Here is a 25,124-nt window from a genome sequence, read left to right on the forward strand (position 1 = left end):
ATGGAATTTGAAAACAAGACCATGGTCATCACCGGCGCCGCCGGCATTTTCGGCCGCTGGATTGCCGCCCATTTCGCAAGGGAAGGCGCGAGGCTCTGCCTCAGCGACATCCGCATGGACGCGCTGGAAAGGATGGTGGCGGAACTCGGCCTCGACCGTTCGAAGGTGCTTCTGCATGCGACCGAACTGACCAGTGACGCATCCATGCTGGAATTGGTCGATCTCGTGCGACGTGAATGGCAAGCGCCGGACATTCTTGTCAACAACGCCGGCATCTATACCCGCTTCAGCCTGCTCGACATGGAATTCTCCGACTGGGATCGCGTTTTCGGCGTCAACCTGCGCGCGCCTTTCGTGCTGTCGCGCGAGATGGCCAAGCTGATGATTTCGGAAGGCAAAAAGGGCTCGATTATCAACATCTCGTCTGGCGCGGCGCGTAAGATGAATCAGAATTCCGTGCCTTATTGCACCTCCAAGACGGCGATCGAGCGGCTGTCGAAAGGTTTCGCTATGGAGCTCGCCGAATACGGTATCCGCGTCAACGTCGTCGAACCGGGCTTCGCGCCGGGCAGCGAAGTGAGCGAGCTTTCCGATGAATACGTCACAAACATGCTGAAGAACATCCCACTCGGTCGCTCCAGCGGGCCTGAGGATGCGCCGGGTGCGATCGCCTATCTCTGCTCTGACAAGGCCTCTTTCATTACCGGTGCCGTGCTCTCCGTCGACGGCGGCAATTCGATCGGCAATTACAAGCGCCCCGAGCGCTACACCGCGAAGGCTTGAGATTGATGAATGCCGCCGCAAACCCGCTGCTTGCCGTCGACCGGCTCACCATTGATATCGGTGGCGCCAAGGTTGTCGACGACGTGTCGTTCACCGTCGCGCCTGGCAAGGTCATGGCGCTGGTAGGCGAGTCGGGCTGCGGCAAGTCTTTGACTTCCCATGCCATGCTCGGCCTGCTGCCATCGGCGGCGCGGCGTACCGGTGGCCGGATCATGCTCGAAAATACCGATCTTGCCGCCTTGTCCGAACGGCAGTTCCGCAAGGCGCGCGGCAAGGATATCTCGATCATCTTCCAGGAACCGAGCGCCTCGCTCGATCCGCTGACGACGGTGGGTGAGCAGATCGCCGAGGCCTATCGCGTCCATCACGGCGTCTCGAAGACCGAGGCTTTCGTGAAGGCGCGGCAGATGCTGGTGGATGTCGGCATCCCCGATCCCGACCGGCGTCTGCACCAATATCCCTTCGAGCTCTCCGGCGGCATGTGCCAGCGCATCATGATCTCGATCGCACTGATCAACGGCCCGCGCCTGCTGGTCGCCGACGAGCCGACGACAGCGCTCGACGTGACGATCCAGGCGCAGATTCTCGATCTGATGAAGAAGCTGGTCGCCGAACGCGGCACGGCAATTGTGCTGATCACGCACGACATGGGCGTGGTCGCCGACATCGCCGATGAAGTTGCGGTCATGTATGCCGGCCGCATCGCCGAGATTGCGCCGGTGCATGCCCTTTTTCGCGCGCCGAAACACCCGTATACGGCCCTGCTTCTGGCCAGCGTGCCGAAACTCGACGACGCGCCGAAGGCGGACCTTGCGACCATCGAGGGAATGGTGCCGAGCCCAAGTGAATTCGGCATCGGCTGTCGTTTTGCCGATCGCTGTCCGCTCTCTACCGACAAGTGTCGCTTGGAACAACCATCGCTGATCGATTGCAACGATGGGCATCGTTCCGCCTGCTGGCATATCGACCGAATGGCCGAAATCCGCGAGGTGGCGGCATGAGCGAGACGAAGAACGTTCTCGAAATCCGCGACGTCGCGGTGCATTTTTGCGGCCGCGGTGGGCTGCTTGGCCAGTCCGGGCCGGTCGTGAAGGCCGTCAATGGCGTGGATCTAGACATTCCTCGCGGCGAGACGGTGGCACTGGTCGGCGAATCCGGCTGCGGTAAGTCCACGCTTTCCAACACGATCGTCGGTCTGCAGGCGCCGGCGTCCGGCAGCGTGAGGATCAGCGGCGAGGAAGTGGTCGGAGCCGACAAGAGAAAGCTCAATGACATTCGCCGCAAGGTGCAGATGATCTTCCAGGATCCGGCGTTGTCGCTCGATCCGCGTTCGACGGTGGGGGCGACGATAGCCGAGCCCCTGATCGTGCGTGGTATCGCCAAGGGTAAGGTACTGAAAGCACGCGTCGCGACGCTTCTGCAGCAGGTGGGCCTCCGACCGGAACACGCGGACCGTTATCCGCACCAGTTCTCGGGCGGCCAGCGTCAGCGGATCGTCATTGCCCGGGCGCTCGCACTCGAACCAGACCTCGTCATCTGCGACGAGCCCGTCTCCGCGCTCGACGTTTCGGTGCGTGCGCAGATCCTCAATCTGCTTGTAGCGTTGCAGAAGCGCACCGGTGTTTCCTACCTTTTCGTTTCACACGATCTCGGCGTGGTTCGCCACATCTGCGACCGCGTCGTGGTGATGTATCTCGGCCGCTTCGTGGAGATGGCGGACCGGGATACATTCTTTTCCAATCCAAAGCACCCTTACACGAAGGCGCTGATGTCGGCCGTTCCGGAAGCCGATCCCGTCGTCCAGCGGTCCAAGGAGCGGCTGATCCTCGGCGGCGAACTGCCAAGCCCCGCCAACATTCCCGCCGGCTGCGCCTTCCATACGCGCTGCCCGCTGGCGACCGAAATCTGCTCGAAGGAGCGACCTGAGTTGACACCGCGCCCGGACGGTGCTCGCGTCGCCTGCCATCACGCCTAACCGCCACTGCCCATAGGGAATGCCATGACCGATGCCCCGACGAACGAAACGCTCCGACTGGCCGGCCTCAGTGCCGAGGCGGAGATACGCATCGACGGCTGGGGCATCCCGCATCTCAAGGCGGCAAACGAGAACGACCTGTTCTTCGTGCAGGGTTTCAACGCTGCACGCGACCGGCTCTGGCAGCTCGATCTGTGGCGCAAGCGCGGGCTCGGGCTGCTTGCCGCGGATTTCGGCCCCGGTTACCTGGCGCAGGACCATGCGGCCCGGCACTTCCTCTACCGCGGCGACATGGCACCGGAATGGACCTCCTATGCGCCGGATACGGAGACGATCTGCAACGCGTTCGTTGCCGGCATCAATGCCTATACCGCGCTTTGTGAGGCCGAACCCGCCCGCCTGCCGCCGGAATTCGCTGTCTTCGGCACTAGGCCGGCCTACTGGCAACCCTCAGATGTTGTGCGCATCCGCAGCCACGCACTGACCCGCAACGGCCTTTCGGAAATCCTGCGCGCCAACATCATGGCGCTTGCCGATGCCGAAACCGATCTTCTCCGCTACGAGATCGATCCGCCGGTTGAGTTGAAGCCTGCCGAGGGCATTGTGCTCGCCGACATTCCACTCGAAGCGACCCGCCTCTTCAAGCTCGCCACCGCGCCGGTAACCTTCGACAAGGTTCGGCTTGCCGCGACCCTCGACGACGTCTGGAAATGGACCGAGGTAACCGATCTCGGCGACGTCATCCAACGCGTCACGGAAGAGGGCTCCAACAACTGGGCCGTTCACGGTTCGCGCACGGACACCGGCCGGCCGATCCTGGCGAGCGATCCGCACCGGGCGCATGCTGTGCCGTCGCTGCGTTATCTCGTGCATCTCCAAGCGCCCGGCCTCAATGCCATCGGCACCGGCGAGCCGACCGCGCCCGGCATTTCGCTTGGCCACAACGAGAAGGTCGCCTTCGGACTCACAATCTTCGGCGCCGACCAGGAAGACGTTTATGTCTACGAGACAAAGGACGGCGATCCGGATTCCTACCGTTATGGCAGCGGTTGGGAGAAGATCAACCGAATCGAGGAGCGCTTCGGGGTCAAGGGCTTCTCCGACCAAGCGTTGACATTGTCCTTCACCCGCCACGGACCGCTCCTGTACGAGAACCCGAAGAAGAAACTGGCGATCGCCATGCGTTCCGTGTGGCTGTCGCCGGGCTCGGCCGCCTATCTCGGCAGCCTGGCCTACATGCGCAGTACATCAGTGAAGGCGTTCTCCGAAACGCTCGGCCACTGGGGTACGCCATCGGTCAACCATGTCAGCGCCGACGTGGACGGCAATATCGGATGGTTCACGGCCGGTTTCACACCGGTACGACATAACTGGCAAGGCCTGCTGCCGGTGCCGGGCCACGGATCCCATGAGTGGGACGGTTTCCTGCCGGCCGACCAGTTGCCACGGAGATATAATCCCGCCGAAGGCTTCGTCGCTTCCGCCAATGAAATGAACCTTCCCTCCGACCGCGACCCGAACGCTCCTTCGATCGGCCATGAATGGGCGGAGATCAGTCGCGCCCAGCGCATCAAGTCCGTGCTCGCCGCCGATCTGAAACATACGTTGAAAGGCTCGATGGCGCTGCAGACGGATACGTATTCCCGTCCCGCCGCAACGATCTGCAGCCTGCTGGAAAAGGTTGCCGTCCGGCATCCACTCGATGGCACGCAGCGAATGGCGCTCGCTCTCGTCAAGGGCTGGGATCACCGGCTGGAAGCGACGAGCGCTCCGGCCGCACTTTTCGAAGTGTGGTGGATGAAACATCTCCGTCCAGCGCTGTTGTCGAAATTCGCACCGAACCAGACCGTGCGCCAACTGCTTTTGCCGGGCGATGTCGACCGCATGCTCTCTCTGCTGACCGAGCCCGGCAGGCATTGGGACGAAGCCGAACGCGACGCCATGCTGCTTTCGACACTCTCGGCGGGCTTTGACGATTGCGAAAAGCGGCTCGGTTCCAGCCCTGCCGCCTGGCAATGGGGTGATCTGCACAAGGCGACTTTCGAGCACGCCACCAGCCGCATCACGACTGGAGGCATCGCAAATTGGAACGTTGGCCCGCTGCCGCTAGGTGGCAGCCGTTCGACACCCATGAATGCGGGTTACCGGATGAGCGATTTCGGCGTCACTGCGGGTGCTTCCGTGCGGCTCGTGATGGATGTCGGCGATTGGGACAACAGCGTGTGTATCAATGCGCCCGGGCAGTCCGGAGATCCTCGTTCACCGCATTATGGCGATCTCGCCGAAATCTGGTCAAAGGGTGGCTATGTGCCGCTGGTCTACAGTGAAGCTCGCATCGCTCGGGAGATTGTCCGACGCATCACCCTTCTGCCTGGCTGAGTGCGATGCAGGGATTTCAAAACCGTTGACAATCCGGACATCCAGGGCGGAAAATATTTCGCTCTGCGCGATAAGGCGTAGGGACGGAATGAAAGTCGCCTCGATCATGCAGCTTACGGTTTTTTCCGACTACGGGATGCGGTTGATGATGATGGCGGCCGCTCATCAGGACAGGCTCATCACGATCGAGGAAGCCGCCAGGGTTTACGGCATCTCCCGCGCCCACCTGATGAAAGTGGCCCAATTGCTGGTCAAGAAGGGGTTTCTCAAGGCTGTACGCGGCCGCACCGGCGGCCTCATGCTCGGGCAGCCGCCCGAAGCCATCCGCATTGGCGATATCGTACGGGCCACAGAACCGGATTTCGCGGTCGTTGAATGCTTTAAACCCGACAACAGGTGCCGGATTACCCGCTCCTGCCGCCTGCAGGGAATCCTGGGAGAGGCGGTTATGGCATTTATAGATGTTCTGGATCGCCATACGTTGCAGGATCTCATGCTCAACCCCGAAGATTTCGGCACCCCGAACGCTGCCTGAACTGACAGGGAAGCCGGCGAGCCAAAATTTCAATCGCAAAAAGATGCATCCCTTATAGTTGATTTAGCTCAAAGAGTATTTTCCCGAGTCCCCTAAAGCTCTGCTCGTAATTCACAGAAGACCGAGCAGATGCCACAGAGATCACGTTTTTCGCTGCGCCCTTCGATCCTGTTTGCCTGGTTTGCGGCCTTCTTCGTTGCATTCATGATTGCAACGCAAGGCCATGCTGCCGGGCAGCTCTCTACTTTTCTCGACAAGGTCCAGCCGGGAGATCTTTTTCAGGGCGCAGATCGTTTCGGACCGATTGCCGGAGACCCGCCGATCGTTCCGGTTCTCCGTGGCGACGAGCTGCTTGGCTACGCCTATCTCAATTCCGATTTCACCAGTTCCGTCGGTTATTCCGGCAAGCCCATCCGCATCGTTGTCGGCATTGATCCGAAGGGCGTCATACGGGGCTTCAAGCTGGTCGATCACAAGGAACCCATCGTTCTTATCGGCATACCGGAGAAGAAAGTGGTCGCATCGATGAATGCGATCATCGGAAAGGATATGGGACGCGTTGCGGCGGGAGCGGAACGACCGCCGCAGGTCGATATCGTCAGCGGTGCGACCGTCACCGTCCTTGTCATGGGCGACAGCGTGGTGCGGTCCGCAGTCCAGCTCATCCGCAGCAATCGGCTGAATGCAGGTAGCGGCGAGACGGTTGCGACGGTGACCGAAATCAGAAAGGTCGATCCATCCAGGACTGCCGTGAGTGACTGGCAGACGCTCATCGGCGACGGCTCGATCCGCAGCCTTCGGCTGACAGTCGGGGAAGTGTCGGATGCGTTTCGACAGGCGGGCCAGCCGATCGCCGCGGAGAAGGCTGAAACCCAGAATCCCGAAGACAGATTCATCGATCTTTTCATGGCGCCTGTCAGCGTCCCGGCGATCGGCAGAACGCTTCTGGGAGAGGAGGGTTACCAGCGTCTGACAGCCAGGCTTAAGCCCGGACAGTCCGCCCTCATCGTGGCTGGTGATGGAGCCTATTCCTTCAAGGGCTCGGGCTATGTTCGCGGCGGCATTTTCGATCGGGTCGAACTGCTGCAGAACGGCCAGGGCCTCCGCTTCCGTGATCGCGACCATACGAGGCTGCCGGCATTTACCGCACCTGACGCGCCACACCTTCGCGAGATCGCTCTGTTCATTGTGCCAAGCGAGTTTGCATTCGATGTCACGGAGCCCTGGGAGTTGCAACTGCTCGTGCAACGCAGTGCTGGCGGTCGTGAGAAGGCTATCCTTCCCTATAACCTCGGCTATTCTCTCCCCCCTGCCTTCATGACGGTCGAGAGCCGCCCGGCTGTACCACCGGTGCCTGTCGCGACTGACGAAAAAGCAATCACGGCCGCGTCAACTGATCCGCTGCAGGAGGGCCAGCCCCTGTGGATCAGCATCTGGCAGATGAACCGCATGTCGATCGGCATCACGGTCGTAGCCGTGCTCGTGCTGACTGCGATCTTCTTTTTTCAGGATTGGCTGGTCCGCCGTCCCAAACTTTTCGCCTGGGTCCGCAACGGCTATCTCATCTTCACGCTGGTCTGGCTCGGCTGGTATGCCAATGCCCAGCTATCGGTCGTCAATGTCCTGACATTCGCCAATGCCCTCGTCGCCGGCTTCAACTGGGAATTCTTCCTCGCGGCACCGCTCATCTTCATCTTGTGGGCGTCGGTGGCAGCTGCACTGCTTTTCTGGGGACGCGGGCCGTTTTGCGGCTGGCTGTGCCCGTTCGGCGCGCTTCAGGAACTGACCAACAAACTGGCCCAACGGCTGAAGGTGCCGCAGCTCAAGCTGCCCTGGGGGCTGCACGAGAGGCTCTGGCCGGTCAAATACATTATCTTTCTCGGACTGTTCGGCCTTTCCTTCTATTCGATGGCGCTCGCTGAGACAGTCGCAGAGGTCGAGCCTTTCAAGACGGCGATCATCCTGAAATTCGCCCGCCAGTGGCCCTTCGTCCTCTTCGCCGTGACATTGCTCGTCGCCGGCCTTTTCATCGAGCGTTTTTACTGCCGCTACCTCTGCCCGCTCGGCGCAGCTCTCGCCATACCCGGTCGCATCCGCATGTTCGAATGGCTGAAACGCTGGCCGGAATGCGGCTCGCCCTGTCATCGCTGCGCCAAGGAATGTCCCGTGCAGGCCATTCATCCGGAAGGGCAGATCAACGTCAACGAGTGCATCTACTGCATGCACTGCCAGGAACTCTACCAGGACGACCAGCGCTGTCCGCACATGATCGAGGTGCGGAAAAAGCGCGAGAAATTCCTGCGGCTGTCTTCCCCCGCTTCCCGCGGCGAAACGCCACCCAAAACCCAGGTCACCTACAAGGGTGCACCAATCACCAGCTCTGACGCCGTATCGGATCAGCCGGCGTGAAGGACCAACCAAGGAGAGACGAACAATGTCTGACGAACACAACCCACCGCGCCTGAACAGGCGGCAGATACTGGGGACGACCGCCATGGCCGCAGTCGCAGGCGCGACCGGGGTCGGTGGTGCGCTCACGCTTTCCGGCGCGGCTGCGACGCCGGCGCTCGCGCAGAAGGTGGGCGACCAGCCATACGAGGTGAAGCCGGGCGAGCTGGACGAATACTACGTATTCTTCTCCAGCGGGCAAACGGGCGAAGTCCGTATCGTCGGCCTGCCCTCCATGCGCGAGCTGATGCGCGTTCCGGTTTTCAACCGGTGCAGCGCGACTGGCTGGGGCCAGACCAATGAAAGCCGCAAGATCCTGACCGAAGGTCTGCTCCCGGAAAGCGTCGAGTTCCTGGAGGATAAAGGTGGCATCTATCTCAACGGCGACCTCCATCATCCCCACCCGTCCTTCACGGAAGGCTCCTATGACGGGCGTTATCTCTTCGCCAACGACAAGGCGAATACCCGCGTTGCGCGCATTCGCCTCGATGTCATGAAGTGCGACAAGATCATCCAGCTTCCCAATCAGCACACCGTCCATGGGCTGCGTGTCCAGAAATATCCGAAGACCGGCTATGTCTTTGCCAACGGAGAGGATCGTGCGCCTATCCCGAACGACGGCAAGATCCTCGACGATACCAAGCAGTACCATGCGATCTTCACCGCTATCGACGGCGAGACCATGAAAATCGCCTGGCAGGTCATGGTGGATGGCAACCTCGACAACGTCGATGCCGACTACCAGGGCAAATATTGCTTCGCCACCTGCTACAACTCCGAGGAAGGCGTCAACCTCGAACAGATGATGTCAAAGGAGCAGGACTGGGTCGTCGTGTTCGACCTGAAGCGGATCGAGGAAGCCGTTGCCAAGGGTGACTACAAGGAAATGAACGGCGTGCCTGTCGTCGACGGCCGCCATGGCTCTCGCTTCACGCGCTATATTCCGGTCTCCAACAGTCCGCACGGCATCAACACGGCACCGGATGGCATTCATGTGGTCGCCAACGGCAAGCTGTCGCCGACCGTGACGGTCTTCGACGTTCGCAAGTTCGATGACCTCTTCGCCGACAAGATCAAGCCGCGCGATACCGTCGTCGCCGAACCGGAACTGGGCCTCGGCCCGTTGCACACGGCCTATGATGGCAAGGGCAATGCCTATACGACGCTCTTTCTCGACAGCCAGATATGCAAATGGAACATCGAGGATGCCAAACGTGCCTTTAAGGGCGAGAAGGTCGATCCGATTCGCCAGAAGCTCGACGTCCAGTATCAGCCAGGCCACAACCACACCTCCATGGGCCAGACCAAGGATGCCGATGGCAAGTGGCTGATCTCGCTTAACAAGTTCTCCAAGGATCGCTACCTCAACGTCGGTCCGCTGAAGCCGGAAAACGACCAGCTGATCGACATTTCCGGTGATCAAATGGTGCTCGTGCATGACAATCCGACATTCGCGGAACCGCATGACGCCACGATTGTCCACGCTTCGAAGATCAACCCCATCAGCATCTGGAAGCGCGACGACCCCTTCTTTGCCGACGCCGTCAAGCAGGCGAAAGCCGACGGTATCGATCTGCTCGTCGATTCCGAGGTCATCCGGGATGGCAACAAGGTGCGTGTCTACATGACCTCCGCCGCCCCCGCCTTCGGCCTGGAAAGCTTCACGGTCAAGGAAGGGGACGAGGTCACGGTCTACGTCACGAATATCGACGAGATCGAGGACCTGACCCACGGCTTTGCCCTCGTCAACTATGGCATCAACATGGAAATCGGGCCGCAGGCGACTTCCTCGGTGACGTTCAAGGCCAGCAAGCCGGGCGTCTACTGGTACTATTGCTCGTGGTTCTGCCATGCCATGCACATGGAGATGAAGGGCCGCATGTTGGTCGAGCCCAAGACGGCATGATGCGGCGGAGATCAACAATTGCGACAATCGGGATGGCGGCCTTCTGGGCCGCCCTTCCAGCCGTGGCGCTTGCGGAAAATCACATCGTCGGGCCGGGCGAGGGAGTGTCGTTGCAGGCGGTCATCGATGCAGTTGCCCCAGGCGATCTCATCGCCTTGGAACCGGGTATCTATCCAGCGCCTATCGTTATCGACAAGCCCCTTACGATCTCCGGCAAAAAGGGAGCAAGCGTTGTCGGCAACGGCAGGGGCAGTGTGATCACGATCAATGCGGCGGGCGTCACTATACGCAATCTCGCTATCAGCGGCTCCGGCCACGATCTGACAGCACTCGATTCGGGAGTGCTGGCGACGGAGGCGGCGACCGGCGCAGTGATCGAGGGCAATGTGATGACCGGCAATCTTTTCGGCATCTATCTGCACGGCGCGGCCAATTCCGTCGCGCAACGGAATACGATTGTCGGACTGCAGGGCGAGCGCCTCAGCGAGGCCGGCAACGGCGTTTCCGTCTGGAACGCGCCCGGCGCGCAGGTGCTGGACAACGTGATCAGCTACGGACGGGACGGCATCGCCACCATGGCGAGCAAGCGCAATGTCTTCAGCCGCAACCGCTTCAGCGATCTGCGCTTCGGCATCCATTACATGTACACGAACGACAGCGAGATCAGCGACAATATCTCCACCGGCAATTCCGTCGGTTACGCGATCATGTTTTCCAACCGCCTGAAAATCACCGGCAATGTCTCGGACGGCGACCGCGACCACGGTCTGCTGCTCAACTATGCCAACAGCTCGGTCATCACCGGCAATTCCGTCTTCGGCCGCCTGCAGCCGGCGAGCCGCTGGTTGCTCGGGGGAAACCGGAACGCCGATCCCGACATGCCCAAGACCGAAGACACGACATCGATGGACCGGAATCCCGTGGGATTACGACCAGGCCCGGAAAAATGCGTGTTTATCTACAACGCCAACAAGAACCGCTTCACCGACAACCTCTTCGAGGGATGTGCGATCGGCATTCATTTCACTGCGGGCTCCGAAGCGAATGCTATCAGCGGGAACGCCTTCATCAACAATCGCAACCAGGTCAAATATGTCGGTACGCGCTATATGGACTGGTCGAAGGACGGGCGGGGCAACTACTGGAGCGACAATCCGGCCTTCGATCTCGATGGCGACGGTATTGCGGACAATCCCTACCGGCCAAACGACCTGATCGACAAGGTTCTGTGGACGGCGCCGCAGGCCAAGCTTTTGACGACCAGCCCTGCAGTTCAGGTCATCCGCTGGGCACAAGCGCAATTCCCTGCCTTGCTGCCGGGCGGCGTGGTCGACAGCCATCCTCTGATGAGGCCGATCATCGGAAAGAGACAAATCCAATGACAGCAACGGTCGAACTCACGGGCGCCTCCAAGCGCTATGGCAAAATCGAGGCCACGAAGGATATGTCCTTCGCGCTGAAGGCCGGAGAGACCATTGCCCTGGTCGGGCATAACGGTGCGGGCAAGACCACGCTGATCAAGCTGATGCTTGGCCTGATCCGCCCGACCACGGGCTCTGTCAAGGTTCTAGGCGAAGACCCGGCGACAGGCGACTTCGCGGTCCGCCAACGGCTAGGCTATCTGCCGGAGAGCGTTTCCTTCCATATGACGCTGACAGGACGCGAGACGCTTGCCTTTTATGCCAGGTTGAAGCGCGTGGCGGTTTCCCACATGGATATGCTCTTTGAACGTGTTGGGCTGGCGCCCGAAGCCGCAAACCGACCGGTGCGCACCTATTCGAAAGGCATGCGTCAGCGACTAGGTCTCGCCCAGGCGCTCCTCGGCGAGCCGCGCATCCTGCTGCTCGACGAGCCGACCAGCGGGCTGGACCCGGCGCTGCGGCGGAATTTCTACGACCTGATAACCGAGTTGCGCGGTGGCGGGACGACGGTGCTCCTCTCATCGCATGCCCTGACCGAGCTCGAAGATCGGGCAGACCGCGTCATCATCGTCAATCGTGGCGCCAAGATCGCGGACGGAACCCTGGATGAATTGCGCAAGCTCGCGCGTCTGCCGACCCGCATCAGCGTCCGGCTTGCGAACGGAGGAGGCAGCCTTGAAGGGGCAAGCTGGAGCAGAACGGCCGAAGGACGTCTCGAAGCCAATGTCGCGCCGGAGGACAAGATCGCGCTGCTGCGCGAAGTCACGGGCGATCCCTCCATGCTGGCTGATTTGGCTATCACCGAGCCTACGCTCGACGATCTCTACGCACATTTCCTGAACGGGCAGAAGACGCAATGACCAACATCCTCATCGTCGCCCGCAAGGAAATCCAGGAGGGCCTTCGCAATCGCTGGGTCCTGGCCACCACGCTACTCCTGGCGGCCCTCGCGCTTACGCTTTCGTTCCTCGGAAGTGCGCCGACCGGTAATGTCGGTGTCAACCGGCTGGATGTCGTCATCGTCAGCCTGTCGAGCCTCACCATCTTTCTCATCCCGCTGATTGCGCTCCTGATCTCACATGATGCGATCGTCGGCGAAGCGGAGCGCGGGACCATGCTGCTGTTGCTGAGTTATCCACTCGGCCGGAGCGAGGTGATGCTCGGCAAGTTTCTCGGACATGTGTCCATTCTCGCTTTCGCGACGCTCTTCGGTTACGGCGCATCCGCGCTGGGACTTGCTCTGACCAGTACGGGGATCGACATCGAAAGCTGGGAATCCTTCGCCTCGATGGTGGCATCCTCGGTACTGCTGGGCGCGGTCTTTATCGCCATCGGTTATCTGGTCAGCACGCAGGCAAGCGAACGCAGCACGGCGGGCGGGATCGCCATCGGCATCTGGCTGTTTTTCGTCCTGATCTATGACATGGCCCTGCTCGGCGCGCTAGTCGCCGGGCAAGGTCAGGCCTTGCCCTCGGGGCTCCTCGACCTGCTTCTGGTCGCCAATCCGACTGACGCCTATCGCCTGCTCAATCTTAGCTCCGGAGGCGCGAGCGCTCTTTCGGGCATGGGAGGGATTGTAGGCCATACCCGGCTTTCCACGCCTGTTCTGGTCGGTGCTCTGGGGCTGTGGACCGTCCTCCCGCTCGCCGTCGCCAACTTTATCTTCGCCAGGAGGGAAGTATGAGATTGATCCTAGCCGCAGCGGCAGTCGCTGCATCTTTCCTTCTTGTCGGCTGCAAGGAGGAAAGCACCATTGTCCCGCCTCCGTTTGCCCTGACGGAAGAGGCGATGGGCCGTTATTGCGGCATGAACGTGCTCGAACATCCAGGCCCAAAAGGGCAGATCATCCTGCAGCAAATACCTGAGGCGATCTGGTTCTCGTCCGCACGCGATGCTCTCGCCTTCACCATGTTGCCGGAAGAACCGAAGGACATCGCCGCGATCTATGTGTCCGACATGGGCAAGGCACCGAACTGGGATCAGCCGGGAGCGGAAAACTGGGTCGACGCGCGCAGGGCATTCTTCGTCATCAACAGTTCTGCGCGCGGCGGAATGGGTGTCGATGAGGCCGTGCCCTTCTCCAATGAGAACGATGCGCACGCGTTCGCCTCGAAGAATGGTGGGCGCGTGGTTGGTTTCGCCGAAGTGCCGAAGGCCTATATCCTCGGAGCCGGCGCGGAACTACCCGCAGCGGATTCCTCCCAAACAAACGACAACGGTGGGGGCCATGATCATGGCTGAGACTTTCACACGCCGCCGTGCAATCTGTATTCTTGCCGCTGCTGCGGGGCTTCCGCTCATCCCATCTGCCGGACTTGCGGCGCAGACGATGGAACCTGTCGGCTGGAAAGGCCAAGCCCTTGGAGCTCCGGCGACGCTGATTCTGAACCACGACGATCCCGTGCTGGCCAGGCAGTTGGTCAATCGCGTCATTGCCGAAGTCTCCCGGCTGGAAGCGATATTCAGCCTGTACAGAAGCGATTCCGTTCTGGCGGAGCTGAACAGGTTCGGCGCAATCGCTGCCCCCCCTTCAGACATGATTATGTTGCTGGAAAGGTCCCGCGCCATTTGGGAAGCAAGCGACGGTGCCTTCGATCCGACGATACAACCGCTCTGGGCCCTCTATGCGAAGCATTTCTCCAGGGCTGATGCCGATCCTGCCGGACCGAAAAACGACGAACTCCGGACTGCCCTTTCTCGTGTCGGTTTTGATGGCGTTCGCTTCAACCGGGATCGCGTCGCTTTCGCTCGATCACACATGGCCCTCAGCTTCAATGGCATTGCGCAGGGTTACATTACCGACGGCATCGTTCAGATGCTTCGCGATGCCGGGGTCACGAGCAGCCTTGTCAGCATGGGGGAAAATCGTGCCATCGGCGCCGCGTCCGATGGTCGACCCTGGCGTATCGGCCTCGCTGAAATGGAAGCCGGTGAAACCCCGAATACGGTCATCGATATCATCGACAAGGCGGTTTCCACTTCGAGTTCATCAGGATTCCATTTCGACCGTTCGGGCCGCTTCGGACATATCCTGGACCCAATCCGTGGCTGCGTTCCGGAGCGTTACCGGCGCATGAGCGTGATTGCTCCGGATGCGACGACGGCCGATGCGCTCTCCACCGCATTTAGCCTGATGGAACCGGCAAGAATTCGGCATTTCCTTGAAGCGCGCCCGGATATCGCCGTAGATATGGTCGCAGCCTCCGGCGAGCATGTTCGTATCGGCTAACTCGAAATCAGTATGGCAAATCCGAACCGTCGTTGGCGATGGCGTTCATGGCCGAGCTTCGTGCAGATACCCCTCAAACCATTTGATGTTACGAACCATTTAGTACAAAATCCCTGACCTCTAGCGAGGAGCAATCGGCGGCGGCCGATGCCCTCATGAAACGTTCTGCGGAACTGGAGGAAGGGAGGAGTACATGAAGACCTCGATAGCGACCGTATCGATCAGCGGGGAGCTGCCTGAAAAGCTTGAGGCCATTGCAAAAGCCGGCTTCGATGGCGTGGAAATCTTCGAAAACGATTTCCTGGCCTTCGACGGCAGTCCGGTGGATGTCGGCAGGATGGCGCGCGACTACGGCCTTGAGATTACACTATTCCAGCCCTTTCGCGACTTCGAGTGCATGCCGCCTTCCCACCGGCAACGAACCTTCGACCGTGCCGAGCGCAAGTTCGATGTCATGCAGCAGCTTGGCACCGACCTGCTGCTTGTTTGCTCGAATGTCTCGCCAGTCTCGCTCGGCGGGATCGACCGGGCGGCGGCGGATTTCCACGAGCTCGGCGAGCGGGCTGCTAGGCGCGGCCTGAAAGTCGGCTACGAAGCGCTCGCCTGGGGGCGCCATATCAACGACCATCGCGACGCCTGGGAGGTCGTGCGGCGCGCCGATCATCCGAACATCGGCCTCATCCTCGACAGTTTCCATACGCTGTCGCGCAAGATCGACATCAATTCCATCCGTTCCATCCCGAAGGACAAGATTTTCATTGTCCAGCTCGCCGATGCGCCGCTGATTGACATGGACTTGCTCTACTGGAGCCGGCATTTCCGCAATATGCCGGGCGAGGGGGACTTACCCGTAACGGAGTTTGCAACAGCGATCGCCGAAACCGGTTATGACGGCTACTTCTCACTGGAAATCTTCAACGACCAGTTTCGCGGCGGTTCGACCCGCTCGATCGCGGCGGACGGCCACCGTTCGCTGATCTATCTCGGCGATCAGGTGCGAAGGAGCCCGAATGTGTCTGGCCTGACCCTTCCCGCCATGCCGGATCGGGCAAAGGTGAAGGGTGTCGGCTTCGTGGAATTCTCTGCCGATGAAAAGGAGGCCGCGGATCTTGTTGCCATCCTCCATACGCTCGGCTTCCGCAAAGCGGCTGTCCACAGAACAAAGAAGGTCAGCCTGTTCAGCCAGGGCGATATCCGGCTGCTCGTCAATACGGACGAGAAAGGGTTTGCCAACGCGTCCTTCGCCGTGCACGGGACCTCCGCCTATGCGATGGCACTCCTCGTCGACGACGCCAAGGCCGCGCTCGCGCGTGCCGTGACACTCGATGCCGAACCCTTCAACCAGCCGGTCGGGCTGGGTGAGGTGGAGATACCGGCAATCCGCGGCGTCGGCGGCGGGCTGATCTATCTGATCGATAACAAAAGTGAGCTCGGGCGCTTTTCCGAAATCGATTTCCTGCCCGTTGAAGAAGGTATGGAGATTACCCCGGCCCATCTCCTGCGCATAGATCATATCGCCCAGACGGTGGCCTATGACGAAATGCTGACCTGGCTTCTGTTCTATACTTCGATCTTCGACGCCCATAAGACGCCGATGGTGGATATCATCGATCCGGCCGGCGTGGTGCGCAGCCAGGTGGTTGAGAATGCCTCAGGGGCACTGAGGGTCACGCTGAATGGTGCGGAGAACCGCCGCACTCTGGCAGGCCACTTCATTGCGGAAAAGTTCGGTTCGGGCATCCAGCACCTCGCCTTCGAGACCGACGACATCTTCGCGACCGCCGCAGCGCTCCGGAAGAACGGGTTCCGGCCGCTCTCCATCTCGCCCAACTATTATGGTGATGTCGAAGCCCGATTTGGTCTCGACCCGGAGCTGACAGAGCGGCTGAAGGCGGACAACATCCTCTATGACCGTGACGAACACGGAGAATATTTCCAGCTCTACAGCGGCACCTATGGCGAAGGCTTCTTCTTCGAGATCGTCGAACGGCGTGGCTATCGTGGCTATGGCGCCCCGAATGCCATCTTCCGTATCGCCGCGCTCAAGAAACAGATGCGGCCGGAGGGCTTGCCGAGAACTTAGCGTTTGCCTGCGTGCGCTCCATGTTCGGATCTGGCGGTCTATGTGCGGTTCGGCATATTTCTCTTCAATATTGGCTGCGACTGAACAGGATGTTTCCTATTCCGCGGCTTCGTTTGGCTTGAGGACGCCACGGCGAATCTGATCTTCCTCGATCGATTCAAAGAGGGCGCGGAAATTGCCCTCTCCGAAGCCTTCATCGCCTTTACGCTGGATGAACTCGAAGAAGATCGGGCCGATGACGGTCCTAGAGAAGATCTGCAGCAGGATCTTCGTCATACTGCCGTCGAGCACGCCTTCGCCGTCAATCAGGATGCCGTGTTTTTTCATACGGTCGATCGGCTCGTCATGGCCGTGCACGCGCTCTCTCGACATTTCGTAATAGGTGTCGGGTGGACCGGGCATGAATTTCAGCCCGTTATCGGCGAGCCTGTCGGTCGCCTCGTAGATGCTCTCCGTCCCGACCGCGATGTGTTGAATGCCTTCCCCCTTGTACTTCTTCAGATATTCTTCGATTTGGCTGGTGTCGTCCTTGGATTCGTTCAAGGGGATACGGATCTTGCCGCAGGGCGAGGTGATTGCCCGGCTCATCAGGCCGGTGATGCGACCGTCGATATTGAAGAAGTGGATCTGCTTGAAATTGAAGAGCTCGCGGTAGAAATCCCACCACTTGTCCATATTGCCGCGATAGACGTTGTGGGTCAGATGATCGAGGTAATAGAAGCCGACGCCCTCGGGTTTTGGATTGCGTTCGCCGAGCCATTCGAATTCCGCGTCGTAGGCTGAACCTTTCTCACCATAGGTCTCGACGAAATAGAGAAGCGATCCGCCGATACCAACAATGGCCGGCACATCGAGCGTCTTGTCTTTGTCCTCATAGGGTTTCGCGCCCCTGGCGACCGCATGATTGAAAGCGTGTTTGGCATCGACGACACGCCAGGCCATGCTCGGCGCGCAGGGGCCATGTTCATCGACGAAACGCATGGCATGGCTGCCCGGCTCGGCATTGATGACGTAATTGATGTCGCCCTGGCGCCAGACGGTGATGTTCTTCGTCCTGTGCCGCGCCACCGGCTTATAGCCCATGCGGGAAAACAGTTCTTCCAGCTTCTGCGGCTCCGGATGGGCGAATTCGACAAATTCAAAACCGTCGGTCCCAGCCGGATTGTCGGTGGTGATCTCGGAAACCGGTGCGTCGTGCGGGAAAGGACCCATGGTAAACTCCTCCTGTCAGTCACCTTTCATGATGATGCAGGTCACGTGCATTGTGCTTGCAATATGGGCTGTATTCCGCTCGAATGATGCATGATGTGTGCGAGATTAGTGAAGTGGGTGCACGATGGATGCTCTGGACGGATATGATCTAAAAATCTTGAGCCATCTGCAGAACGACGGACGGCTGACCAATAACGAGCTCTCCGAGCTCATCGCCTTGTCTCCCTCGCAATGTTCACGCCGGCGGGCACGGCTGGAAAGTGAAGGGTTCATTCAGACCTACCGGGCACATCTCAACCGGCAGAAGCTCGGTCTCGACCTGCTCGTGGTCATCGCCGTGACGCTGGCCACGCATAACCGCGATAATGCCAAGCGCTTCGCGCGCCTCGTCGAGGACCTGCCGGAAGTGCTGGAATGTTTCTCGCTCACCGGTGAGATGGATTATCATCTGAAGGTGGTGACACGCGATCTCGCGGGCCTGTCCCATTTCGTCAATGACGTGTTGCTGCCGCATGAAAGCGTGCAACATGTCAAGACATCAATCGTTCTCAATGTCCTGAAGGATTTCGGCGGGATTCCGATTCAAAAGCCCGCCAAGAGCTGAGGCTCAGAGGCCATCAGGTTCCGGAAGCTTCTTGCCCCTGGCGGGCTTGCGCATGACGCGTTCCACGGCCGCGAGACCCTCGTCAAGCGCCCGGACACCGCCGTCACCGAACTCTGCCTCCAGCTCTGCCTGATACCGGCGGGCGAGTTCGATCAGCTCCCGGTAAGCCTGTAGCCCGGCAGCAGTGAGTTCCAGATGCTCGAGCCGCCGGTCGGCTTCGTCCTGCGTTCGTCTTAGCCAGCGACGCTGTTCCAGCTCAAACACGGCGCGGCTTACCTTCGTCTTGTGCATGCTCGAATGGATGCCGACAGCCTTCGATGTCATGCGGCCGGAACTGCCGAGGGCTGCGAGCGTGCGCCATTCCGGCCGTGTCATGCCATACTTTGCCTTGTAATGCGCGGCGAAGCGCAGGCCGACAAATTCGGCGGCGCGATTGAGACGGTAGGGCAGAAATTGTTCGAGAGCAAAGTGGTCCATGGCGTTGATGGTTACAAAATAGATGGTTACATTTGTAACCATATCGTCATCATGGGAGGAAGCAAGCCATGCTGGACAAGATCGATCCGAAAGCCGTAAAGGCCTCTGTCAAAACGCAAGCGCTCGCCTACATGCCGGGCTTCGGCAATGATTTCGAGACCGAGAGCCTCCCGGGAGCATTGCCGCAGGGCCAGAACAGCCCGCAGCAGTGCAATTACGGCCTCTATGCCGAGCAGCTTTCCGGCTCGCCTTTCACCGCGCCGCGCGGCACCAATGAGCGTTCGTGGCTCTATCGTATTCGTCCCAGCGTGCGGCACACGGGCCGCTTCACGAAAATCGACTATCCATTCTGGAAGACTGCGCCGCATATCGGCGAGCACTCGCTGGCGCTTGGGCAGCTTCGCTGGAGCCCGCTGCCGGCTCCAAAGGAGGAATTGAATTTCCTGCAGGGTATCCGCACCATGACGACGGCGGGCGATGCGCTGACCCAGGCGGGCATGGCGGCTCATGTTTACACGTTTAATGCCGACATGGTGGACGACTATTTCTTCAATGCCGATGGCGAGATGCTGGTTGTGCCGGAGACAGGATCGATCCGCGTGTTCACCGAGCTCGGCAAAATGGACCTGGAGCCATCCGAAATCTGCATCGTCCCGCGCGGAACCATGTTCAAGGTCACCCGGCTCGGCGAGGAAGACGTCTGGCGCGGTTATATCTGCGAGAACTACGGCGCCAAATTCACGATGCCGGACCGCGGTCCGATCGGTGCCAACTGCCTCGCCAATCCGCGCGACTTCAAGACACCGGTAGCCACCTATGAAGACAAGGAAACGCCATGCCGTGTGCACGTGAAGTGGTGCGGCTCTTTTCATGTGACCGAGATCGGCCATTCACCGCTCGACGTCGTCGCATGGCACGGTAACTATGCGCCTTACAAATATGATCTGCGCACCTTCTCGCCGGTCGGTGCGATCCTGTTTGACCATCCCGATCCGTCGATTTTCACTGTGCTGACGGCACCGTCGGGCGAAGAGGGAACGGCGAATGTGGATTTCGTGATCTTTCCGCCACGCTGGCTGGTGGCAGAACACACGTTCCGGCCGCCCTGGTATCATCGCAACATCATGAGCGAGTTCATGGGGCTGATCTACGGCCGCTATGACGCCAAGGAAGAGGGATTCGTGCCGGGAGGCATGAGCCTGCACAACATGATGCTGCCGCACGGCCCCGATTTCACGGGTTTCGAGAAAGCGTCGAATGGCGAACTGAAACCGGTCAAGCTCGAGAACACCATGGCCTTCATGTTCGAGACGCGGTTCCCGCAGCAGATCACCAGGTTCGCCGCGGAGCTCGAAACGCTGCAGGACAATTATATCGATTGCTGGACCGGCCTCGAACGCAGGTTTGACGGCACGCCAGGCATCAAGTGAAATAATACGAGGGCACGTCTACTCAATTAAACAGTCTGGGCGTTGTTTTCTTCGGCAGGCGCCACACATTCTGACATGTTGCCTTGAGGAGCAGGGCGAATAAGAGGGGGACATATGAAGCTTGCGACGTTGAAGGATTCCACGCGCGACGGTCGGCTGGTCGTGGTGTCGAAAGACCTGACCCGGTGCTCGGAGGTAGGGCACATCGCCCGGTCGCTGCAGGCGGCACTGGACGACTGGGCGCATGCGGGGCCGCGGCTTGCCCGTGTCGCGGAAGGGATTGAAACCGGTTCGCAGCCGACCCTCCGTTTTCATGAGCACGACGCCACGTCGCCGTTACCGCGTGCTTATCAATGGGCAGATGGTTCCGCTTACGTCAACCATGTCGAGCTTGTCCGCAGGGCGCGTAACGCGGAGATGCCGGAGAGTTTCTGGACCGATCCGCTGATGTATCAGGGTGGTTCCGATGCCTTCCTCGGCCCGCGCGATCCGATCCTTCTCGGCGACGAAGCCTGGGGCTGCGACATGGAGGGTGAGGTGGCTGTCATCGTTGACGACGTGCCGATGGGCGCGTCGGCGGATGAGGCCCGCGATGCAATTCGGCTCGTTATGCTGGTCAACGACGTATCGTTAAGGGGACTGATCCCGGCTGAACTTGCCAAGGGTTTCGGCTTCTTCCAGTCAAAACCCTCTTCGGCGTTTTCACCGGTCGCCGTCTCTCCGGATGAGCTTGGCGATGCCTGGGATGGCGGCAAACTGCATCTGCCGTTGCGTGTCGATCTGAACGGCAAGCCGTTCGGCCGGGCCAATGCCGGTATCGACATGACCTTCGATTTCCCGCAACTCATCGCCCATGCGGCTAAGACCAGGCCCCTTGCTGCCGGCACGATTATCGGTTCCGGTACGGTTTCCAACAAGCTTGACGGCGGGCCGGGCAAGCCGGTGGCCGACGGCGGCACGGGTTATTCCTGCATCGCCGAAATCCGCACGATCGAGACTATCAATCTCGGCGTGCCGAAGACGCCCTTCCTGCATTTCGGGGATACTGTGCGGATCGAGATGAAGGACGAGAAGGGGCATTCCATCTTTGGCGCGATCGAGCAGGCCGTGACGAAATACGAGAAGACGGGATGAGCGACACGGTGCTCTACGATTACTGGCGCTCTTCTGCCAGTTATCGGCTGCGGATCGCGCTCAACATGCTCGCCGAGACATTCCGCTCCGTTCCGGTCGATCTGCTTGCCAAAGCACACAGGTCGCAGGAGCATCTGCAGCGCAATCCGCAGGGCCTTGTCCCAGTGCTGGAGATTGACGGCCACATCTTTACCCAATCGCTGGCCATAATCGAATATCTCGACGAGACGCGCGGCGGGGCCTTCCTGCCAGGCGATCCCGTCGGTCGGCAGAGGGTGAGGGCACTCTCCTACATCATCGCAATCGAAATCCATCCGGTCTGCAATCTCAACGTCACCGGCCATGTCCTGTCGTTGACCGGTGGCGGTGATGAAGCACGGATCGCCTGGATGCAAAAATTCATTGGAGAGGGATTGGCCGCTTTCGAAAAATCTCTGGATTTGCCTTCGACCGGCAGGTTCTGTCACGGCGACCGTCCGACCATGGCGGATATCTGTCTTGTGCCACAGGTCTATAATGCACGGCGCTGGAATGTAGATCTCACCGGATACCCGAGACTTTTGGCCATCGCTGATTGCTGCGCCGAGCTGAAATCGTTCGCAAATGCGCATCCGGACAAGGTGGCACGTTAGAAGCTGACTTTTCTCGTTCGGATCGATATCCGCCTGCTGCTTCTTGTCGGATCGGCCGGAGGGCCTCGTCGCTGGCGACAGATTCGCCGATCAGTTCCCGACAGACACCGGGTGGTGGCCGCCATATCACGGGCTCATTAGCTCATCCGCTCCCCGTAACGATGCCGCGCGGGCCCTCGATGCTGGCCTCCGCCGCGGTTCCGCGATCCACTGGTACACTACGGCAGGCCATTGACAGGACCTTCGGGTTCTGTATTCTCTTATAAAGTCTTATATATCATAATAGTGGAACATAAAAACGGGAGACCTCAATGAAACTGAAACTGGCGTTCCTGGTTGCGACTGCCTTGATCGCAGCCCCCTCGCTGTTGATGGCTCAGGAAAAGGGCGGCGTGATCAACGTCGCGACAATCGGCGAGCCGCCAACTCTTGATCCGATGGTATCGACCGCCGACCTCGTCGGCATCGTCACGCAGCATATCTTCGAGACCCTCTATACTTTCGACAAGAGCTGGAAGGTGACGCCGCTTCTCGCCGAAAGCCTCCCGGAGATCAGCGCGGACGGCAAGACCTATACGATCAAGCTGCGTACAGGCATCAAGTTCCATGACAGCAGCGACATGACGTCGGAAGATGTGGTTGCTTCGCTCAGTCGCTGGACGAAGCTTGCTTCGCGGGGCAAGCAAGTCGCCGGTTTCATCGAATCCGTCGCTGCTGCCGATGCCGCGACGGTCACTATAAAACTGAAGCAGCCCTATGCACCGCTTCTTTCTCTCCTCGCCTTCAACAATTCCGCGGCCATCATCATTCCGGCTGAAAAGCAGGATGAACCGATGAAAGAGTTCATCGGTACGGGACCCTATATGCTGAAGGAGCGCAAGGCGGACCAGTATATCCAGCTCGCCCGTTTTGATGGCTATAAGCCCCGTTCCGGCGAGAGCGACGGTTATGGCGGCGCCCGTCATCAGTATCTCGATGAAATTCGTTTCGTGCCGGTTCCGGATCCGAACACGCGCGTCGAGGCGGCTGTTTCGGGCCAGTACGACTACGTCGACTCCATTCCGGTCGAATCCTTTGACAAGATCAAGAATTCCCAGCCATCCGAGCCGATCATGCTGAAGCCGTTCGGCTTCCCGGTCTTCGTTTTCAACACCAAGGAAGGCCTCTCCTCGAACCTCGCGATCAGGAAGGCTGTCGAAAAGGCCCTGAGCATGGAAGACATGCTGGCTGCAGCTTTCGGCAGCAAGGATTTCTACAACGCGGACGGAGCCTTCTATCCGAAGAGCTTTGTCTGGAACACCGAGGTCGGGACCGAAGGCAATTACAATCTCGGCGATCCCGAGGGGGCTGCGGCGGACCTGAAGGCAGCCGGCTACAAGGGTGAACCGTTGCGGATCCTCACCAGCCGCCAATACGAGTTCCATTACAAGATGGCCCAGGTGGCGGCAGAATACCTGAAGCTCGCCGGCGTTAACGTGGACATGCAGGTGGTCGACTGGGCGACGCTGACCCAGCGTCGTGCGGACGCCAAGCTTTGGGATATCTACATCACCCACAGCCCCTTCCTGCCCGAGCCGGCCCTGATGGGCGTGCTGTCGACCAGTTCGCCCGGCTGGTGGGATACGCCTGCCCGCAAGGCCGCAGTTGATCCCTTCACGTCCGAAGCTGATCCGGCGAAGCGCGTCGAGCTCTGGGCAAATGTCCAGAAGACGATCTATGATGAACTGCCATTGTTGAAGATCGGCGATTTCAACGCCGTCTCCGCGAAATCGAAGAAGCTCGAAGGCGTCGATCCGGCTCCCTGGCCGTATTTCTGGAACGCCTCGATCACGAAGTAAGCACGAGAAATGCGGATGCCAGGCTGCAGGCCGGCATCCGCTCTCGGCCTTGTCCCGTGCGGACACAGGAACCCGTTTGCATGATACGTTACATCCTTCAGCGCCTCGCGGGCATGATCGTCGTGATGTTCCTGGTCGTCACGATCGTTTTCGTGATCGTGCGCGTGACGCCCGGAGACCCGGCCGCCGTGATGCTCGGTCCCGACGCGACGGCGCAGGACATCGCCGAGCTCAGGACCCGTCTCGGGCTCGACCAGTCGATCGGTGTTCAATACATCTACTATATAGGCCAGCTTCTGCGCGGCGATCTCGGTCAGTCGATCTTTCTCAATATGCCGGTCGGTTCGGCTCTTCTCGATCGCGCCGAGCCCACCTTTTTCCTGACAATCTTCTCGCTGGCGATCGCGAGCATCATAGCCCTGCCGATCGGCATCTATTCCGCCTACAGGCGTGGCTCCTTCGTCGATCAGGCAGCGACCACGATCGCCATGCTGGCCGCAAGCATTCCGAGTTTCTGGCTGGGCCTCATCCTGATGCAGTTCTTCGCGGTCAGGCTGAGCCTGTTTCCCGTTTCGGGATACGGGGGTCCGGGTTCCTCCTTTCTGGAACGGATGTACCATTTGACGCTGCCGGCTTTCGCGCTCGGTCTCGTCTCCTCGGCGCTCATCCTGCGCTTCACGCGTGCCTCGATGCTCGACGTGCTGGGTGACGACTATATCCGCACGGCGCGCGCCAAGGGTCTGGTCGAACGGCGCGTCGTGATGAAACACGCCCTGAAGAACGCACTGATCCCGATCCTGACCGTCATCGGCCTGACGGCGGCGGTCCTGATTTCCGGCGCGGTCGTCACCGAAACCGTCTTCGGCCTGCCGGGCGTCGGCAATCTCGTCGTCTCGGCGGTCTTGCGCCGCGACTATCCCGTGATCCAGGGCGCACTGCTGGTGATTGCCGGCCTCTATGTCCTGATCAATTTCGCGATCGACATGCTCTATCTTCTGGTCGATCCCAGAGTACGTTACTGATGGGGGTGCGCACCTG

At 59.9% G+C, this 25,124-nt stretch carries 21 protein-coding genes; 19 read left to right on the plus strand and 2 right to left on the minus strand.

Annotated elements, in window-relative coordinates; all coding sequences use genetic code 11:
* From ABK249_RS23570 to ABK249_RS23630, 13 genes are all read left to right on the plus strand, one after another.
* Entirely contained in the window at positions 1-783 is a 783-nt protein-coding gene (locus ABK249_RS23570; RefSeq protein ID WP_227704058.1) for an SDR family NAD(P)-dependent oxidoreductase, read from the plus strand.
* Between the two features lie 5 nt (positions 784-788).
* Positions 789-1,784, plus strand: coding sequence for an ABC transporter ATP-binding protein (locus ABK249_RS23575; RefSeq protein ID WP_227704057.1), 996 nt, complete (start codon positions 789-791; stop codon positions 1,782-1,784).
* Entirely contained in the window at positions 1,781-2,758 is a 978-nt protein-coding gene (locus tag ABK249_RS23580; protein WP_227704056.1) for an ABC transporter ATP-binding protein, read from the plus strand. Before ABK249_RS23575 ends, ABK249_RS23580 begins: the two co-directional genes overlap by 4 nt.
* A gap of 24 nt (positions 2,759-2,782) precedes the next feature.
* Positions 2,783-5,137: a penicillin acylase family protein gene (locus ABK249_RS23585; protein ID WP_227704055.1), complete on the plus strand. Its 2,355-nt coding sequence runs from the start codon at positions 2,783-2,785 to the stop codon at positions 5,135-5,137.
* A gap of 106 nt (positions 5,138-5,243) precedes the next feature.
* Positions 5,244-5,672, plus strand: coding sequence for an RrF2 family transcriptional regulator (locus ABK249_RS23590; protein WP_037153749.1), 429 nt, complete (start codon positions 5,244-5,246; stop codon positions 5,670-5,672).
* A 204-nt stretch (positions 5,673-5,876) separates the two neighbouring features.
* The gene (locus ABK249_RS23595; protein ID WP_407722129.1) at positions 5,877-8,081 is read left to right on the plus strand and encodes a 4Fe-4S binding protein; all 2,205 of its coding nucleotides are present in this window, start codon (positions 5,877-5,879) and stop codon (positions 8,079-8,081) included.
* 25 nt (positions 8,082-8,106) lie between these two features.
* Positions 8,107-10,026 (plus strand): TAT-dependent nitrous-oxide reductase, encoded by a 1,920-nt coding sequence (nosZ, locus tag ABK249_RS23600; protein WP_037153028.1) that lies wholly within the window; start codon positions 8,107-8,109, stop codon positions 10,024-10,026.
* A gap of 32 nt (positions 10,027-10,058) precedes the next feature.
* A complete protein-coding gene (locus ABK249_RS23605) occupies positions 10,059-11,408 on the plus strand; it encodes a nitrous oxide reductase family maturation protein NosD (protein WP_037153027.1) in 1,350 nt (449 codons plus the stop codon).
* Complete coding sequence (locus tag ABK249_RS23610; protein WP_227704053.1) at positions 11,405-12,307, plus strand: ABC transporter ATP-binding protein; 903 nt, start codon at positions 11,405-11,407, stop codon at positions 12,305-12,307. Before ABK249_RS23605 ends, ABK249_RS23610 begins: the two co-directional genes overlap by 4 nt.
* On the plus strand, positions 12,304-13,131 hold the full coding sequence (locus ABK249_RS23615; RefSeq protein WP_227704052.1) for an ABC transporter permease: 828 nt from the start codon (positions 12,304-12,306) through the stop codon (positions 13,129-13,131). Before ABK249_RS23610 ends, ABK249_RS23615 begins: the two co-directional genes overlap by 4 nt.
* Positions 13,128-13,688, plus strand: coding sequence for a nitrous oxide reductase accessory protein NosL (locus ABK249_RS23620; protein WP_037153017.1), 561 nt, complete (start codon positions 13,128-13,130; stop codon positions 13,686-13,688). The genes ABK249_RS23615 and ABK249_RS23620 overlap by 4 nt, the downstream gene beginning before the upstream one ends.
* Positions 13,681-14,676 carry an FAD:protein FMN transferase gene (locus ABK249_RS23625; protein ID WP_037153742.1) on the plus strand — a complete coding sequence of 332 codons (996 nt, stop codon included), beginning with the start codon at positions 13,681-13,683 and terminating at the stop codon, positions 14,674-14,676. Before ABK249_RS23620 ends, ABK249_RS23625 begins: the two co-directional genes overlap by 8 nt.
* A gap of 193 nt (positions 14,677-14,869) precedes the next feature.
* Positions 14,870-16,759: a bifunctional sugar phosphate isomerase/epimerase/4-hydroxyphenylpyruvate dioxygenase family protein gene (locus ABK249_RS23630; protein ID WP_227704051.1), complete on the plus strand. Its 1,890-nt coding sequence runs from the start codon at positions 14,870-14,872 to the stop codon at positions 16,757-16,759.
* 96 nt (positions 16,760-16,855) lie between these two features.
* On the opposite strand, the gene hppD is transcribed toward ABK249_RS23630, so the two are convergent.
* Positions 16,856-17,971 (minus strand): 4-hydroxyphenylpyruvate dioxygenase, encoded by a 1,116-nt coding sequence (gene hppD / locus ABK249_RS23635; RefSeq protein WP_227704050.1) that lies wholly within the window; start codon positions 17,969-17,971, stop codon positions 16,856-16,858.
* 124 nt (positions 17,972-18,095) lie between these two features.
* On the opposite strand from hppD, the gene ABK249_RS23640 reads away from it, so the two are divergent.
* Positions 18,096-18,575 (plus strand): Lrp/AsnC family transcriptional regulator, encoded by a 480-nt coding sequence (locus ABK249_RS23640; protein ID WP_037153008.1) that lies wholly within the window; start codon positions 18,096-18,098, stop codon positions 18,573-18,575.
* A gap of 3 nt (positions 18,576-18,578) precedes the next feature.
* Here the strand turns inward: ABK249_RS23640 and ABK249_RS23645 are convergent, their stop codons facing one another.
* Positions 18,579-19,094 (minus strand): MarR family winged helix-turn-helix transcriptional regulator, encoded by a 516-nt coding sequence (locus tag ABK249_RS23645; RefSeq protein WP_227704049.1) that lies wholly within the window; start codon positions 19,092-19,094, stop codon positions 18,579-18,581.
* Between the two features lie 26 nt (positions 19,095-19,120).
* Here ABK249_RS23645 and hmgA point away from each other — a divergent pair, with 26 nt between their 5' ends.
* The 5 genes from hmgA to ABK249_RS23670 all read left to right on the plus strand — a co-directional run bounded on the left by hmgA (position 19,121) and on the right by ABK249_RS23670 (position 25,108).
* The gene (hmgA, locus tag ABK249_RS23650) at positions 19,121-20,482 is read left to right on the plus strand and encodes a homogentisate 1,2-dioxygenase (protein ID WP_227704048.1); all 1,362 of its coding nucleotides are present in this window, start codon (positions 19,121-19,123) and stop codon (positions 20,480-20,482) included.
* A gap of 114 nt (positions 20,483-20,596) precedes the next feature.
* Positions 20,597-21,616, plus strand: a complete 1,020-nt coding sequence (locus ABK249_RS23655) for a fumarylacetoacetate hydrolase family protein (RefSeq protein ID WP_037153003.1) — start codon at positions 20,597-20,599, stop codon at positions 21,614-21,616.
* Positions 21,613-22,248 (plus strand): maleylacetoacetate isomerase, encoded by a 636-nt coding sequence (maiA, locus tag ABK249_RS23660; RefSeq protein ID WP_227704047.1) that lies wholly within the window; start codon positions 21,613-21,615, stop codon positions 22,246-22,248. Before ABK249_RS23655 ends, maiA begins: the two co-directional genes overlap by 4 nt.
* Positions 22,249-22,559: 311 nt before the next feature.
* Positions 22,560-24,086 carry an ABC transporter substrate-binding protein gene (locus tag ABK249_RS23665; protein ID WP_227704046.1) on the plus strand — a complete coding sequence of 509 codons (1,527 nt, stop codon included), beginning with the start codon at positions 22,560-22,562 and terminating at the stop codon, positions 24,084-24,086.
* 80 nt (positions 24,087-24,166) lie between these two features.
* Positions 24,167-25,108: an ABC transporter permease gene (locus ABK249_RS23670; RefSeq protein ID WP_348864221.1), complete on the plus strand. Its 942-nt coding sequence runs from the start codon at positions 24,167-24,169 to the stop codon at positions 25,106-25,108.
* Positions 25,109-25,124 lie beyond the last annotated feature (16 nt).

This window comes from Neorhizobium phenanthreniclasticum, assembly GCF_040066075.1.
Classification (GTDB): Bacteria; Pseudomonadota; Alphaproteobacteria; order Rhizobiales; family Rhizobiaceae; genus Neorhizobium; species Neorhizobium petrolearium.